This is a genomic window from Halorubrum rutilum (assembly GCF_024494565.1).
The window spans coordinates 14,187-28,598 of sequence record NZ_JANHDN010000012.1 but is presented as its reverse complement, the minus strand read 5'-3'; the positions used below and the strand labels follow the sequence as shown (position 1 = coordinate 28,598).

General features: G+C 67.8%; 15 protein-coding genes. 4 read left to right on the top strand and 11 right to left on the bottom strand.

Annotation, left to right across the window (positions count from 1 at the left end; genetic code table 11):
* Positions 1-15: 15 nt before the first annotated feature.
* Positions 16-570, bottom strand: a complete 555-nt coding sequence (locus NO900_RS17085) for a magnesium transporter (RefSeq protein ID WP_256410140.1) — start codon at positions 568-570, stop codon at positions 16-18.
* 74 nt (positions 571-644) lie between these two features.
* A complete protein-coding gene (locus NO900_RS17080; protein WP_256410139.1) occupies positions 645-1,217 on the bottom strand; it encodes a magnesium transporter in 573 nt (190 codons plus the stop codon).
* 85 nt (positions 1,218-1,302) lie between these two features.
* On the opposite strand from NO900_RS17080, the gene NO900_RS17075 reads away from it, so the two are divergent.
* On the top strand, positions 1,303-1,881 hold the full coding sequence (locus NO900_RS17075; RefSeq protein WP_256410138.1) for a DUF7090 family protein: 579 nt from the start codon (positions 1,303-1,305) through the stop codon (positions 1,879-1,881).
* Between the two features lie 13 nt (positions 1,882-1,894).
* Here NO900_RS17075 and NO900_RS17070 read toward each other — a convergent pair whose 3' ends face one another.
* Together NO900_RS17070 and NO900_RS17670 are read right to left on the bottom strand one after the other, a co-directional pair.
* Positions 1,895-2,794, bottom strand: coding sequence for a DUF7089 family protein (locus NO900_RS17070; RefSeq protein WP_256410137.1), 900 nt, complete (start codon positions 2,792-2,794; stop codon positions 1,895-1,897).
* A complete protein-coding gene (locus NO900_RS17670; RefSeq protein WP_425492680.1) occupies positions 2,794-2,883 on the bottom strand; it encodes a hypothetical protein in 90 nt (29 codons plus the stop codon). The genes NO900_RS17070 and NO900_RS17670 overlap by 1 nt, the downstream gene beginning before the upstream one ends.
* Before the next feature lie 248 nt (positions 2,884-3,131).
* Between NO900_RS17670 and NO900_RS17065 the strand changes: the two genes are divergently transcribed.
* On the top strand, positions 3,132-3,578 hold the full coding sequence (locus NO900_RS17065; RefSeq protein ID WP_256410136.1) for a hypothetical protein: 447 nt from the start codon (positions 3,132-3,134) through the stop codon (positions 3,576-3,578).
* A gap of 100 nt (positions 3,579-3,678) precedes the next feature.
* On the opposite strand, the gene NO900_RS17060 is transcribed toward NO900_RS17065, so the two are convergent.
* The 4 genes from NO900_RS17060 to NO900_RS17045 form a co-directional block, all read right to left on the bottom strand.
* Complete coding sequence (locus tag NO900_RS17060; RefSeq protein WP_256410135.1) at positions 3,679-4,860, bottom strand: aspartate kinase; 1,182 nt, start codon at positions 4,858-4,860, stop codon at positions 3,679-3,681.
* A gap of 326 nt (positions 4,861-5,186) precedes the next feature.
* Positions 5,187-5,945, bottom strand: a complete 759-nt coding sequence (locus tag NO900_RS17055; protein ID WP_256410134.1) for a Zn-ribbon domain-containing protein — start codon at positions 5,943-5,945, stop codon at positions 5,187-5,189.
* A complete protein-coding gene (locus tag NO900_RS17050) occupies positions 5,946-6,362 on the bottom strand; it encodes a DUF2073 domain-containing protein (protein WP_256410133.1) in 417 nt (138 codons plus the stop codon).
* Positions 6,362-7,003 (bottom strand): Era-like GTP-binding protein, encoded by a 642-nt coding sequence (locus tag NO900_RS17045; RefSeq protein ID WP_092564173.1) that lies wholly within the window; start codon positions 7,001-7,003, stop codon positions 6,362-6,364. Before NO900_RS17045 ends, NO900_RS17050 begins: the two co-directional genes overlap by 1 nt.
* Before the next feature lie 1,235 nt (positions 7,004-8,238).
* Between NO900_RS17045 and NO900_RS17040 the strand changes: the two genes are divergently transcribed.
* Positions 8,239-10,014, top strand: a complete 1,776-nt coding sequence (locus NO900_RS17040; RefSeq protein ID WP_256410132.1) for a Cdc6/Cdc18 family protein — start codon at positions 8,239-8,241, stop codon at positions 10,012-10,014.
* A 60-nt stretch (positions 10,015-10,074) separates the two neighbouring features.
* Here NO900_RS17040 and NO900_RS17035 read toward each other — a convergent pair whose 3' ends face one another.
* Complete coding sequence (locus NO900_RS17035) at positions 10,075-11,253, bottom strand: S24/S26 family peptidase (protein WP_256410130.1); 1,179 nt, start codon at positions 11,251-11,253, stop codon at positions 10,075-10,077.
* 118 nt (positions 11,254-11,371) lie between these two features.
* Here NO900_RS17035 and NO900_RS17030 point away from each other — a divergent pair, with 118 nt between their 5' ends.
* Positions 11,372-13,051 (top strand): DNA-directed DNA polymerase II small subunit, encoded by a 1,680-nt coding sequence (locus NO900_RS17030; RefSeq protein ID WP_256410129.1) that lies wholly within the window; start codon positions 11,372-11,374, stop codon positions 13,049-13,051.
* A gap of 185 nt (positions 13,052-13,236) precedes the next feature.
* Here the strand turns inward: NO900_RS17030 and NO900_RS17025 are convergent, their stop codons facing one another.
* A complete protein-coding gene (locus NO900_RS17025) occupies positions 13,237-13,872 on the bottom strand; it encodes an IMPACT family protein (protein ID WP_256410128.1) in 636 nt (211 codons plus the stop codon).
* On the bottom strand, positions 13,869-14,408 hold the full coding sequence (locus NO900_RS17020; RefSeq protein ID WP_256410127.1) for a hypothetical protein: 540 nt from the start codon (positions 14,406-14,408) through the stop codon (positions 13,869-13,871). Before NO900_RS17020 ends, NO900_RS17025 begins: the two co-directional genes overlap by 4 nt.
* Between the last annotated feature and the right edge of the window lie 4 nt (positions 14,409-14,412).

The following is a 14,412-nucleotide window of genomic DNA, read 5'->3' as shown; positions in this document are numbered from 1 at the left end:
CGGCGCCGCCCGAACTCACACGACGACCGAGACGACGGCGAAGAGGATCAACACGCCGGCGATGTCGCAGACGTTGGTGACGACGGGGATGGTCGTGTCGTCGGGGTTGAGCCCGATCCGGTAGGAGGCCTCTACGGCGGCGACGCTGGCGACGACGACGAGGACGGCGAGGAGCATGCCGGAGACGATCGAGACGAGCAGCACCCGTCCGAGCCCGAGCGTGCCGCCGAGCGCGACGCCGATGGCCCAGGCGGCGACGCCGACGACGCCGAAGACGGTGCCCGCCAGCGCGAGCACGGCGCCGGCGTTCGCCCTGAGCGCGGGGTTCGACGGATCGAGCTCGTACGTCCCGAGGTAGAGCTGCGTGGTGAGCCGCGAGCAGGTGATCGACGCGAGGTTGCCGGCCGTGCCGATCTGGACCGGAACCAACACGAGCAGCGCCGGATTGTCGACGAGCACCGCCTCGTACGTCTCCAGGACAGTCCCCGAGACGAGCTGGAGCACGGACAGCGCGGCGAGGAGGGGGATCATCGTCCGGACGATCCGCCGGATCGACCACTCGTCGGCCATCGTCGCCCCCGTGCCGGATGCCGAGCGACCGTCCGGATCAGAGGCGGGACCGTCTCCCGCGTTATCGGAGCCGGTCACAGCACGGCCCCCACGACGTAGATCCCGACGAGGAGGAAGAAGACCCCGAACACGTCGCCGAGCGTCGTCACGACGGGGCCGATCACGTTGTCCGGGTCGAGTCCCCGGCGGTAGCCGACGAAGATGACGGCGATCAGCACCGAGATCATGAGCGTCGCGGAGAGGAACCCGGCGACGACCATGATCCCGACCAGCTGGAGGAGGTTCCCGTCCGTCCCGAGGAGCGTCAGCCAGAGGTAGGTGACCACGGCGATGAAGACGGAGACGCTCATCCCGTTGATGAAGGAGGCGAGGATCGCGTTCCTGAGCCGCCGGTCGAGCCGGAACCGGGGCTCGATGAGCCCCTGGTGGAGCCCGGTCGAGAGCCGGGCGCCGAGCGAGCCGTAGACGCCGCCGCGGGTCGCGAGGAACGCCGGGAGCAGGAGGAGGAGGCCGGGGACCTCCGAGATGCCGGCGCGCATCGTCTCGGAGCCGAGGATCGTGCCGGCGAACAGGCCGGCGACGAGGCTGACGAGGATCACCGGCAGCGCCTGTCGGTAGACGTCGCGCGCGGTGTCGTGACCGGCCATCGTGCACCTCGACGCGAGGGAGCGTCAAAAACCGGTCGGCCGACGTGGCCCGCATCGTTAAGTCGGTCGGGGGGTTTCCGATCCCATGGACTACTCGCTCGCCATCGAGAACGGGCCGGAAACGATCCCGGGGGGGACGGGACTGCTGCTCGTTCACCCGAGCATCGGCGAGACGGACCGCATCGACACGGACTTCCTGAAGACCGACACCGACGCGTTCCTCGTCGTCTCCACGCGGACGACCGCGCGCGAGGTCGAACAGAAGCTTGAGTACTACGACGTCGACGAGACGAAGGCGACGATCCTCGACACGCTCTCCGTCGAGCGCGGGTACTCGCGGCGCTCCAGCGACGACGTGTACTACGTCTCGGCGCCCGACGACCTCGACGGCGTCGTCGACCGAGTCGAGCGGTTCCTCACCGAGAACGAGGGGAAGCGACGGGTGTCCGTCGACTCGCTCACCGAGATGGCGTACTACGCCGACGACGACGCGGTGTACGAGGCGGCCGCGGACATCCTCGCGCTCCTCGACGAGCACGACGCGGTCGGTATCTTCCACCTCTCCGAGGAGGTCCACGAGGTCGCCACGCTCGACCGGTTCCGAGAGCTGTTCGAGGGCGTCATCGAGCTCGACGGCGAGGGGAACGTCAGCTTCGAAATATAAGAGCGGAAGCAGATCAGGCGTCGTCGTCGGCCATCGATTCGAACGTCTTCTCCGCCCACTTCACCGCGTAGGGAGCGCCGCGGTCGCGGTAGGCCGCCGTGTCGAGCGGGGCGAACGGCGCGGGGAGGTCGAGGCCGTGGCGGACGGCCGAGCAGGCGTACTCGGTCGCGCTCGCGAAGTCGGTCTCGCCGCGGGCGACCTCTCCGGCGAGGTCGCCGAGGCGGCCCTCCAGGCGGTCGCCGGCGTCGAGCCACGCGTCGAACAGCCGCGGGTGGCGGTCCTCCCACGACGGGAAGACGTCGCGGGTGTACAGCCCCATCCACGCGTCGAACAGCGCGGCGGCGACCTGGAAGACGTCGCTCGGGCCGTGCCCCGTGGTCGAGCCGCCGGTGTCGGGGTCGGGTCGGCGGATCGCGGCGTCGAGGTCGCGGTAGCGCTCGCCGAAGAACGGGAGGAAGCTTTCGGGGAGGCGGTCCCGAGGGGCGGACCCCTCGGGTGCGTCGTTCCATGGCACGTCGTCCGGGAGCGATCCGGGGGACGGCGAGACGCCGATCTGGACCAGCCGGTCGGCGATCAGGAACGCGAGGAAGTCGTCCGGCGTCCCCTCCGCTCGCTTCTTGACGAGCACGGTCTGCGGCTCGGTCTGGGTCGTCCGGACGACGGTCCCGTCGCCGGGGAGGCCGACGGTGAAGGTCGGGCCGGCGTACCGCCGGAGCAGTTCGGGGACCTCCTCGGGGAGCCACTCCGCCGGGTAGGAGGCGGGCGAGAGTCCGTCGACAAACAGTCCGAGGTCCTCGGCGGACGCCGGCGGGAGGGTTTCGAAGTCGGCGTCGACGTCGAGGACGGGCGATCCCGGCGCGTGGTCCTCGCGGACCGCGTCGAGGTCGTCGTCGAGCGGCCGGGACGAGAACATCAGCCGAGCACGTACGAGAGGATGATGAGTACGGACAGGGCCGCCGAGACGCCGATCGTTCCGAGCACGATCGTTGTGGATTTGCTCATGTCGGTGCCTGAGGCCGCCGGTCGGTTAAAACCATATTACTTCGGACGAGCGGGGCGTGGTTCGGGTGGCGAACGGAGGGATTCGGATGAGGAACGACGCGATTCGGGCGGGGAACGACGCGATTCGGGCGGGGAACGACGCGATTCGGGTGAATCAGAGTGCAGGTCGGCGGGAGGGGGCGAAATCCCGACGGACCGCGGGCGCCGAGCGCCAGCGGGTTTATACGGGTCCGTCCGGTAACCGTGGTATGCGGATCCGTGACGCACTCGAGTCCGACGCCGAGTCGCTGGCGACGCTGATCGGTCGGCCCGAGGACGTCGTGAGGAACATGATCCACGACCGGTCGGTTCGAGTCGCAGTGGAGGGCGGAGACGGTGAGGGCAGTGGGGGTAGCGGCGACGGCGAGGAGACGGTGCTCGGATTCGTCGCGTTCGACGTTCGCGACGGGACCGTTCACGTGACCGACTTCGACGGGAGCGGTTCGACGATCGAACGGCTCTTCCGGGAGCCGCGGCGGTTCGCGCGTCGAGAGGAGATGTGCGTCGAGGTGGTCGTTCCGAACGACGAGGAGACGAGCGAGGTCATCGAGGCCTCGGGGTTCGCCGTGGCGGGGAGAGGGCCGCGATTCGAGGGGCGGCGGACGACCCGGTATCGGATCGAGTACGAGGAGTTAGACGGGCGGACGGACGGGTGAAACGACTGCGGATCGGAGACGGGCGAATCCGGCCGGGGGTGAGTCGTCCCACTCAGGCGAATCGTCCCGGCCAAGCGAGTCGTCCCGCCTAGGCGAGTCGTCAGTCGAACCGCTGTTGGACGATTTCGAGGCCCTCCTCTCGGTCCTCCCAGTCGACGAACACCGCGACCGACGTCGCGCTCGTGATGAGGTCGATGATGTTGATCCCGGCGTCGGACAGCGGGGCGATGATGTCCTGGATGACGCCCGGCTGGTTCGGGAGTTCGCCGCCGGTCACCCGGATGACGGCGATGGGGTCGGCGACCGTCACCGACGAGAGCGCCTCGTCGTCGACGACGGCCTCGTGGAGGAGGGCCTCGGCGGTCTCCGCGACGTCGACGTCGACGTAGAACGTGACCGAATCCATGCCGGAGGCGACCGCGTCGATGTTGATCTCCTCCTCGCGGAGGGCGTTCGCGAGCTGCGAGAGGATGCCGGACCGGTTCCGGATCGCGCGGCCGGCGATGGTGAGACACGCGAGCGGCTCCTCGCGCATGTCGATCAGGCTCTCGAACTGGCCCTCGATCCGGGTTCCGCCCCTGAGGAGGTCGCCGTGTTGGTAGTGGACGACGCGGACGGAGAGGTCCTCGTCCTTGTACGAGAGCGCCGACGGCGCGACGACCTCGGCGCCGCGGAACGAGAGGTTCCGGAGCTCGTCGACGGTGATCCGACCGACGTTCCGGGCCCCCTCGACGACGCGGGGGTCGCCGGTCATGACGCCCTCGACGTCGGTGACGATCACGACCTCGTCGGCGTCCATGTAGTTGCCGAGCATCACCGCGGTCGTGTCGGACCCGCCGCGGCCGAGCGTCGTGACGTTGCCGTCGTGGTCCTCCGCGAGGAAGCCGGTGATGATCGGGACGACGCCGTCGAGCCGCTCCGCGATGGCGTGCGCCCGCTCCTTCGTCTCCTCGACGTCGACCTCGCCGAGCTCGTTCGTGATCACCGGCCAGTCGGGGTGGCCCGGTTCGAGGAAGACGGCCTCGATGCCGCGCACCGAGAGGGCCGCCTTGAGCATCCTGACGCTGGTTCGCTCGCCCATCGAGACGATCTCGGCGCGGTCGGCGTCGTCGGTCTCGAAGGTGATGTCGTCGAGGAGCTCGTCGGTGGTCGATCCCATCGCGCTCGCGACGACCGCGATCTCGTGGCCCGCCTCGACCGCGTTCGCGACCGAGTCCGCCGCGCGCTCGATGCGGTCGCCGCTCCCGAGGCTCGTCCCGCCGAACTTGGCGACTACGCGCATACGGACACCTCACCGGGGACGTTCGGGTCGCGGTCGTCGGGTCGGGCCGGTGAAGAGGCGGATCGAGATCGCGAAGTGAAAGCGTGATCGGTAGACATGAGCGCCCGTAACGGAGGAAGCCGCATAACTGTGTCCACTTCGACAATGGTCGCCCGAACGTACTGTTCGGCCGAGGAGACGATTCAGTATGGTGGTAGTTCGGCCTGGCGGACGGTTCGACCCGGCAGACGGTTTTGCCGGACGGACGATTCAGACGGATAGGCGATCGAATCTTCGAACAGTCGATTCGATCGGTGCGTCGCACGGGGAGAGAGATACCGCCGACGCTACTCGTCTTGAATGCCCCACGCGTCGGGCATTTCGATGACGTATCGGCCGTCCTCCTGCAGCGAGATGATGTACTCCTGGCGGTCGTACAGCTCCATCAGGTTGAGCTCGTACTTTCCGGGGCTCACGATCCGGATGCTCTCGAACTGCTCGTTGAGTTCGTCTCGGAGTTCGTCGATATCGGGACGGGGGCCTTCGGGGTCGGGGGATCCGGTGGAGTCCGCGCCGGACCCGGAGTCGACGGGCTGGCTCGCCTGATCGAGTTCGTCGGACGAGACGACGTCGGATCGGGCGCTCGCCTGCGCGACGTCCTCTCCGCTGCGTTCGCGAACGCGTTCGGTTCCCGTCGACTCCTCGTCGACGGCGGAGGTCGGGTCGGGATTACCAGAGGGGGTCGAATCGGAGGTCGGGTCGGTCGAGTCGGCGTTGTCGTCGGGAGAGGTGTCGGCGTTCCCGGCGGGGTCGACGTCGGTGGGATCGGGTGAGGGAGAGGGTGGCCGTTCCGTCTCGTCGGGCGTCGGCCGCTCATCGGGTGCCGGTCGGTCGTCGGATACCGCTCGGTCGTCGGATACCGCTCGGTCGTTCGAGGTCGACTGCCCGTCCGGGGGTGACTGCTCGTTCGGGGCCGACTGCTCGTCCGTCGTCGCGCCCGCGGGCTTGAATTGGAACTTGTTCCCACCGCAGTCCGGACAGCCCGAGAGCATCTCCTTCGACCCGTCGGGGAACGTCCGGCCGCAGGTGGTACACTGGTGGGGCATTTACTTGCGGGAGACGAGCGTGCTGATGAGGTTCTCGTCTTTGTGCAGCGTCTCGATCCGGTTGGCCGGACCGATGACGGTGAGTTTCTGTGCGGAGTTCCGGCCCATCAGCTTGTCGAGGAAGCTCTGGTCGCTCGTCTCGGCCTTCGGGTACGTCTCGATCTCGATCCCGGTGAAGTCGTCCGGGCTGATCTCGGTCATCGTCACCTCGATCAGCTTCGACTCCTCGTCCGGAGAGAGGCCCTCCTCCAAGATCACGATGTTGCCGTCGCGGACACCGTCGAGGATGAGACGGATCTTCTCCATCCCGGTGAGCCCCTCCATCCGGGCGCCGCTTATCATGTCGATCCGGACGCCGTCATCCTCGGGGCCGTCGGAGGAGGCGTCGCCGTCGACGTTGGGAGTCGGTCCGGGCATCAGCCGAAGTACTCCGCGATCTTCGTGTACACTTCGTCCATGTTGTCGCCTTCGAGCGCCGAGAGGGGGATCGTCTCGTGTTGCGGGAAGGCGTTGGCGATCTGCTGGACGTCCGCTCCGGGGAGGTCCGTCTTGTTCGCGAGGATCAGCGCCGGGAGGTCCTGCGACTCGATGATCCCGATGAGCATCGTGTTCACCTGGGTGAACGGGTCGGTGGTGGAGTCGAGGACGTAGATGACGCCGTCGACGTCCTCGCGGAGCCAGTGCATCGCCTCCGCGACGCCCTCGGTCGCCTCGCGGGAGCGACGCACCGCGTCGTCCTTCTCCATGTCGTGGTCGAGGAACTCCTTGTAGTCGACCTTCGTCGTCACCCCGGGCGTGTCGACGATGTCGATCGTGACCTTCCGGCCGTTCCGCTCGATCTCGACGTTCTCCTTGCGGCGAGCCCGTCGAGTCTCGTGCGGGATGTGGCTCTCGGGGCCGACGGCGTCACCCGTCCAGTCGCGTGCGATCCGATTTGCGAGGGTCGTCTTTCCGGCGTTCGGCGGTCCGTAGATCCCGATCCGCTTGGGTTCGTCGGCCGCGAACAGCCCGTCCGTGACCCGTGATATGCTGTCTTTGAGATTCGTGAGCAGTCCCATCCTGACCTCCAGTCCTGGTTTCGCCCGAACGAGCCGCGTCGCGCGTCACCGCCCGATCCGGCCGCGCCCGGCGTTCGTTCGGGGAATTAAGCTTGAATCCACGCCCCTCTCACTTAAGAACTGCGTCAGACGTTCCGATCGGCCGATATTGGGCGCGTGTGGATTCGAGCCGCAGGATACTCGTTTCGTTTCGGATGCTGGAGAAGAAGGCGTCGAGCTAGATAAGAAGGTGTCGAGTTGGAGAGAACCGGGTCGGGCCGGAGGGAATGAATCGAATCCGGGCCCCGGAACGACGGTCCGTCTGTGTCGGAAAGATTCTGTTCCACCGTGAGTCCTTCTCCCCCTTCCACCGTGGGTCCTCCTCCCCCACCCCTTCGTTTCGACTGGAGACGGTCGGTGGTGTGGGTCGGTAGGTGTTGCGGCGGTGGCGGTCGGAACCGACGCGCGTTAAATTCACTTTCCGAGTAATACATACAAACCAGATACAACAACAAAAAAGAAGGGTGGTTTGTCGAGGGTACTGTTGTACTATTTACTATATAAATTCTTCCATAACTAATAGCACCCCCAGCCACCCCCACCCACCCAATCTCCGTTCCACACGAAACAAAGGGGTGTGGGGGTATCGACAAACTCGTCTCGATCGAACAGCCCGGAAACCACCGGGCCGGGATTCGTTCGATCCCGTTCGGTTCCACTCAGTCCCGCTCGACTCGTCGGAGAGCTTCATGGATTATTCGAAACCGTACGAGCGATCTCCTCCCGATACGACCGTCTCCGCCCCCTCCACTTCCCGTGCACAGGGTGTTCGTTCGGACGACGTCTTCGATCATCGTGTACCGTTGTATCCGATCCCGCGTATCGAGACCCGCTCACGGAAGCTGATACCGTTCGTGCCGCCCCCCGTTCTCACCTCCTAGAGCTCGATCCGGTCGCGGTTCTCGGGACGTCCTCGGTCCCTCGCACACGGTTCACCTCGTCGAGCCGACGGCGGTCTCGTCGGGTCGGGGGCGAGTCGCACCGTTCCACGCGGCGGGTCTCGTCCAACGCTGTCACGACTGGACGGTCGTTTCGAGTCCGGAGAGCAACACTTTAGTACCACCTCTTCATCTGGTTCGACTGCATCAACTGGACATCCGGAAGCACGTAATGCGTCGGATGTCAACGTTTCAGGCCGGAACGCGACACGCCTCGCTTCCGCGTGGCGTATTTCCACCTGAAACAGGGGGGTACATATGGACGAAGGAGAGCATACACCGCAGGCGGGAAGATCGGAGGACAGCGACGGGGAAACCGGTGAACCGGCCACGGCAGATGACGACCTCGACGATCCGGCTTCGAGTTCGACGGACGGGGTAACCGAAGGATCGGCCCGACCCTCCGACAGTCCGGACGATCACGGTCCCGACACCGACTCCGGCGTCGATACAGGCCCCAGTACTGACCCCGGCGTCGATACAGACCCTGACACCGACGGGGACGCCGATCCCGGCATCGTCACTGACGTCGACGTCGACACCGATATCGGGGTTACGGCCGAGGGCGAGGTCGACGTCGGAAGCGCCGGTCGCGACCGCTCCTCCCCCGATGTCGACTTCGACGGGGTCGTTCTCGACGACGGCGACGACAACCAAGGCCTGTTCGACGACCTCCTGTCCGGCGAGCCGATCTTCGAGAACAAGGAGGTGCTCCGCCCCTCGTACACCCCGCACGAGCTCCCGCACCGGAACGATCAGATCAACCGGATGGCGACGATCCTCGTCTCCGCGCTCCGCGGGGAGACCCCGTCGAACATCCTCATCTACGGGAAGACGGGCACCGGGAAGACGGCGTCGGCGAAGTTCGTCTCTCAGGAGCTCGAATCGACCTCACAGAAGTACGACGTCCCCTGCGAGGTCGAGTACATCAACTGCGAGGTGACGGACACGCAGTACCGCGTCCTCGCCCAGCTCGCCAACACCTTCATCGAGAAGAACCAGCAGGTCATCGCGGACCGCCTCGAAGAGTACCGAGAGCTCAGGTCCGAGGCGGCCGACGACCACGGAGCGCTCGCCGGGACCGAGTTCGCGACGCTCGACGAGCTCGACGCGCGGATCGACGAGCTCGAAGCCGACGCGGACGAGATGGAGGAGGTCCCGATGACCGGGTGGCCGACCGACCGGGTGTACTCGACGTTCTTCGAGGCGGTCGACTACCACGAGCGCGTGGTCGTGATCATGCTCGACGAGATCGACAAGCTCGTCGAGAAGAGCGGCGACGACACCCTGTACAACCTCTCGCGGATGAACTCCGAGCTCGACCGGTCGCGGATCTCCATCATGGGGATCTCAAACGATCTGAAGTTCACCGACTTCCTCGACCCCCGCGTCAAGTCCAGCCTCGGGGAGGAAGAGATCGTCTTCCCGCCGTACGACGCGAACCAGCTCCGAGACATCCTCCAGCACCGCGCCGACATCGCGTTCAAAGAGGAGGCGCTCACCGACGACGTGATCCCGCTCTGTGCCGCGTTCGCCGCGCAGGAGCACGGCGACGCCCGCCGCGCGCTGGACCTCCTCCGGACCGCGGGCGAGCTCGCCGAGCGCTCGCAGGCCGAGATCGTCGCCGAGAAACACGTCCGGCAGGCGCAGGACAAGATCGAGCTCGACCGCGTCGTCGAAGTCGTCCGGACGCTCCCGACCCAGAGCAAGATCGTCCTCTTCGCCGTGATCCTCTTGGAGAAGAACGGCGTTCACAACATCAACACCGGCGAGGTGTTCAACATCTACAAGCGCCTCTGCGAGGAGATCGACGCGGACGTCCTCACCCAGCGCCGGGTCACCGACCTCATCAGCGAGCTCGACATGCTCGGGATCGTCAACGCGGTCGTCGTGTCGAAGGGTCGCTACGGCCGCACGAAGGAGATGGGCCTCTCAGTCCCGGTCGAGGAGACCGAAGCGGTGCTCCTGTCGGACTCCCGGCTCGGCGACATCGAAAACGCCCAGCCGTTCGTCCAGGCCCGGTTCGACAACTGACTCGCGTCACTTCGGCCTTCGCCTATCCCGACTGCTCACGTCGAGCCTTGACGGTCCCTATCACACTGATACGCTCGCGACTGAACCTCCGCTCGGAACTCCTAACGCCTCGATAGCTTCCCGCTCGGCGACCGCATCGAACTCGTTCGCACCGCCCCGCTCGGCGTCGGCACCGGATCCCCCGATCCCGGACCCAGTGACCGCGGTCGTCGCGAGCACGTCGCTCGGCTCGGCCTGTCCGCTCGCGACCAGTCGCACGTACCCGAGATAGGGGACCCGAACCCGCGCGACGCCCGTCACCCACTCGGCCCTGACCGGGGGCGAGAGCCCGTTCGCCTGGTCGTACGCGCCGTTGTTGTCGCCGAGCGTGATGAACCCGTCGTGGGGGGCCGGGCAGTGGCGGAGCTCGGCGCATCCCGCCGCGCTGTGGTACTCCTCGTCGGCGCGGTCGTACCAGTTCTCGCCCTCCTCGACGTGAAACATCGCCCGGTGGATGATCGGCGAGGCGGTCCGGCCCGGCGGCCGGTAGATGACCACGGACCCGTACGACCCGAACGTCCGGTAGTCGGCGGCCCGCCCGTCGTCGTACGTCACCACGCCGACGTCGTTGTCCGCGGCGTCGGGCGCGAGCCGCCCGGGCTCCGTCACGAAGACGAGGTCGCCGACCTGCATGTTGGGTTCCATGCTCCCGGACTCGACGGCGACCATCGGCGGCCACACGCCGCTGACCGCGAACAGGATCAGTCCGATAGCCAGCACGACGGCGACGCTGGTGAGCATCTCCCGGACCCACATCAGTGGGCCCTCCTTGTCGTGGCGGAACCGATGGACGAACCCCTTCGTCTCCTCCGGATCAGACCTATCACGCCTGCGTCCGAGTTTATCGCTCGAACCGTCGCCGCCGACCGAAAGCCCGGATTCCTCTCCGCGGTCGGCCGAACGGCCGCTGTCGTCCGTATCGGTTTGGCCCTCCGTGTCGGTCACATCCTCCGTGTCGGTCACGTCCCCCGTGTCAGTCAAATCGCCCGAATCGGTCTCGTCGCGCGCATTAATCCCGTCGCCCGCGTCGGCCAATTCGGTCTCGTCCCGTTCGGTCTCGTCGCATTCGGTCTCGTCGCGTCCGTCGCCGCCCTCATTCCTCTCTCCCTCTGTCTCGTCCCGATCGTCCCCGGTCTCGTCCGACGCTCCGCTTCGCTCGGCCGGATCGCCGTCCGTCTCCGGCCGATCGCCTTCGTCCATTACCTCCGGGTTGTCGGGTTTCGGTGATAAGCTTCCGGGTCACCGCCGCCGTCGGTCGACGCGACGCCCGGGCGCCCCCTCCGGAACCGTTTTGAGTCGCACCCCCCTCTCGACTGTCGTGCCGCTGGAGTCGAACGCCCGGATCGTCGAGGAGCTCGCCAGACGGGGCTACAACGCCGAGCGGGAAGCGGTCACCCTGTTGGCGGGCGCGCCCGACTCCGCGACGGCCCTTGACTCGGCCGTCGACCGCGCTCCCGACGACGCCCTCCGCATCACCGCCGACCACGTTCGTGCGGCGATCGGTTCGGCAGACGCCGTCGGTCCCGAGAGCACGACCGATTCCGATTCCGAAACTACGACCGCCCCCGATCCCGATCCGGACCCCGACGGCGACTCCGGGACTCAGACGGACGCATCCCTCGATACGACCGCCAACGCCGACCGATCTCCAGTCGAAACGGAGGGGTCTGTGGGAACCGTTCGCGCCGACTCCACGGACGAAGCCCCGAACCGCGCCGCGCCGGACGCCGGCGGCGCTCGCGAGTCGACTGGTGCCGACGAGACCGGGGGGGACGGCGCTCGCGACCCCGAGCGCCGCGAGCTGGAAGTCGGGAACGACATGACCGGGCGGAGCACCGGGACCGGCGAGTACGCCGACTTCGTCCGGACGTTCCGCGACCGCTACGAGCGCCTCTCGAAGCTCCTCCGCGGTCGCGTCAACCACCGGCCCGCGGAGGCGATCGCGGACATGCCCGGCGGCAGCGACGCCGCGATGATCGGGCTCGTCAACGACGTGCGCTCCACCAAGTCCGGCCACTGGCTCGTCGAGCTGGAGGACACCACCGGGACGTTCCCCGCGCTGGTGATGAAGGACAAGGGGCTCGCCGACGTCGTCGACGAGATCCTGATGGACGAGTGCGTCGCGGTCGAGGGGACGCTCGCCGACGACTCCGGAATCCTGTTCGCCGACTCGCTTCACTTCCCGGACGTCCCCCGCACCCACCGGACCGGCGGGGCCGACCGCCACGTCCAAGCGGCGCTGATCTCCGACGTCCACGTCGGCAGCGACGAGTTCATGGCCGACGCATGGAGCCGCTTCACCGACTGGCTCCACACGCCCGAGGCCGACCCGGTCGAGTACATCCTCCTCGCCGGCGACATGGTCGAGGGCGTCGGCGTCTACCCCGATCAGGACGAGGAGCTGGAGATCGTCGACATCTACGACCAGTACGAGGCGTTCTCGGAGCACCTCAAGGAGGTGCCGGCGGACACCGAGGTCGTGATGATCCCGGGGAACCACGACGCGGTCCGGCTCGCCGAGCCGCAGCCCGGGTTCAACGACGAGATCCGCGACATCCTGAACGTCCACGACGCGCGGGTCGTCTCGAACCCGGCTACGGTCTCGGTCGAGGGCGTCGAGGTGCTGATGTACCACGGCGTCTCGCTCGACGAGGTGATCGCGGAGCTCCCGGAGGAGAAGGCGAGCTACGACGAGCCGCACAAGGCGATGTACCAGCTCCTCAAGAAGCGCCACGTCGCGCCCCAGTTCGGCGGGCACACCCGGGTCGCGCCGGAGGAGCGCGACTATCTCGTCATCGAAGATGTCCCGGACGTGTTCCACACCGGCCACGTCCACAAGCTGGGCTGGGGGAAGTACCACAACGTCCTCGCGGTCAACTCCGGCTGCTGGCAGGCCCAGACCGACTTTCAGAAGTCCGTCAACATCGATCCGGACGCCGGATACGCGCCCATCCTCGACCTCGACACGCTGGAGATGACCGTGCGGAAGTTCGCGTAGCCGTCGCTGCCCCCGGTCGGATCGGTCCGACGGTTGAAGTTCGATACCGCCGCCATCCCCGCCCGTGACGTGACCGTCGCCCGCGGCGCACTCGGCGGGAGCGCGACGCACCGCCGCGGGACCCTCCGTTTCGACTCCGTCGCCTGCTCGCCATTCGGACCGCGCTCGGCGGCCGACCCCCTGGCCTACCGGTCGATCTCGACCCGGCCGCTCGTCGCGCTGTTGAGCCGCTCGACCAGGTCGTCGACCTCGGCCACCGGAACTCGGAGCTCGAACCGCACGCGCTCGTCGTAGTCGGCGTCGAACTCCACGCCCGCGGACTCGATCACGCCCCGAACCGTGCCCGAGTCGTCGTACGCGGTCTCCACGGCCAGCCGGCGGTGCGGCCGCTCCTCGACGACCCCGGCCTCGTCGACTCCTTCCTTCACCGCCCGCGAGTAGGCGCGCGCGAGCCCGCCGACGCCGAGGTTCGTCCCGCCGTAGTACCGCGTCACCACCGCGACGACGTTGCGGACCTCGCGCTGCTGGAGCACGTTGAGCGCCGGCTTCCCGGCCGACCCGGAGGGCTCGCCGTCGTCGGAGGAGTACTCCCGGAGCATGGGGCCGCTCCCGGGCGTCCGCTCGGACGCCGCGCCGGCCGGGACTCGGTACGCCGGCACGTTGTGGCTCGCGTCGCCGTACTCCTCGCGGACGCGCTCGACGAACGCCTCGGCCTCGTCGACTGCGTCGACCGGGGCGACGTGCCCGAGGAACTCCGATCCCCGGACCTCGAACGTCGCCGTCGCTGGCTCCGCGACGGTCAGGTACGTCTCGTCCGTCACGAGTCGACACGCTCCTCGCCGACATCGTCGCTCTCGGCGGGGTCGTCGCCTCCGCCGACCGACCCGTCCCGTCGTTCGAGCACCGCGCTCGTCGGCGGTGCGAGCCGGTACAGCCCGAGGAACGCGGCGACCCCGACGAGTTCCGCCCCCTTCGCGACGATCGCCAACGGGTCGCTCGCGAGCGCCGACCCGGCCGCGGCGCCGTGCCAGCCGACGTAGCCGAGGAGGAACGCCGCGAGGGTCCCGCCTCCCAGCGCGTACAGGCGCCGGTACTCGGGCGCGCGCAGCGTCGCGACCGCGACGGCGACGGCGAACGCGCCGCCGAGCAGGAACGCGTAGGGCCGCGCGTCGCCCGGGTCGCCGAGCCGCGGCCACGCCCACAGCAGGTGGACGGCGGCGCTCAACACCGCGGCCTGCACCGCGACAACTCGAAGCACACGCTTCCTCGGCGCGTCGCGGCCGGCGTACGCCTCGCCGTCCGGACCGGCCTCGGAAGCGACACCGCCGGACTCCCCTCCCGACGCCGGCGCGGTCATCGGG

Excerpts from the sequence above, each read along its gene's own strand:
- NO900_RS17080 (WP_256410139.1), bottom strand. The coding sequence starts at position 1,217 with ATGGCCGGTCACGACACCGCGCGCGACGTCTACCGACAGGCGCTGCCG.
- NO900_RS17070 (WP_256410137.1), bottom strand. The coding sequence starts at position 2,794 with ATGTTCTCGTCCCGGCCGCTCGACGACGACCTCGACGCGGTCCGCGAG.
- NO900_RS17050 (WP_256410133.1), bottom strand. The coding sequence starts at position 6,362 with ATGCCCGGACCGACTCCCAACGTCGACGGCGACGCCTCCTCCGACGGC.
- NO900_RS17035 (WP_256410130.1), bottom strand. The coding sequence starts at position 11,253 with ATGGACGAAGGCGATCGGCCGGAGACGGACGGCGATCCGGCCGAGCGA.
- NO900_RS17060 (WP_256410135.1), bottom strand. The coding sequence starts at position 4,860 with ATGCGCGTAGTCGCCAAGTTCGGCGGGACGAGCCTCGGGAGCGGCGAC.
- NO900_RS17020 (WP_256410127.1), bottom strand. The coding sequence starts at position 14,408 with ATGACCGCGCCGGCGTCGGGAGGGGAGTCCGGCGGTGTCGCTTCCGAG.
- NO900_RS17045 (WP_092564173.1), bottom strand. The coding sequence starts at position 7,003 with ATGGGACTGCTCACGAATCTCAAAGACAGCATATCACGGGTCACGGAC.
- NO900_RS17075 (WP_256410138.1), top strand. The coding sequence starts at position 1,303 with ATGGACTACTCGCTCGCCATCGAGAACGGGCCGGAAACGATCCCGGGG.
- NO900_RS17040 (WP_256410132.1), top strand. The coding sequence starts at position 8,239 with ATGGACGAAGGAGAGCATACACCGCAGGCGGGAAGATCGGAGGACAGC.
- NO900_RS17670 (WP_425492680.1), bottom strand. The coding sequence starts at position 2,883 with ATGAGCAAATCCACAACGATCGTGCTCGGAACGATCGGCGTCTCGGCG.
- NO900_RS17085 (WP_256410140.1), bottom strand. The coding sequence starts at position 570 with ATGGCCGACGAGTGGTCGATCCGGCGGATCGTCCGGACGATGATCCCC.
- NO900_RS17055 (WP_256410134.1), bottom strand. The coding sequence starts at position 5,945 with ATGCCCCACCAGTGTACCACCTGCGGCCGGACGTTCCCCGACGGGTCG.
- NO900_RS17065 (WP_256410136.1), top strand. The coding sequence starts at position 3,132 with ATGCGGATCCGTGACGCACTCGAGTCCGACGCCGAGTCGCTGGCGACG.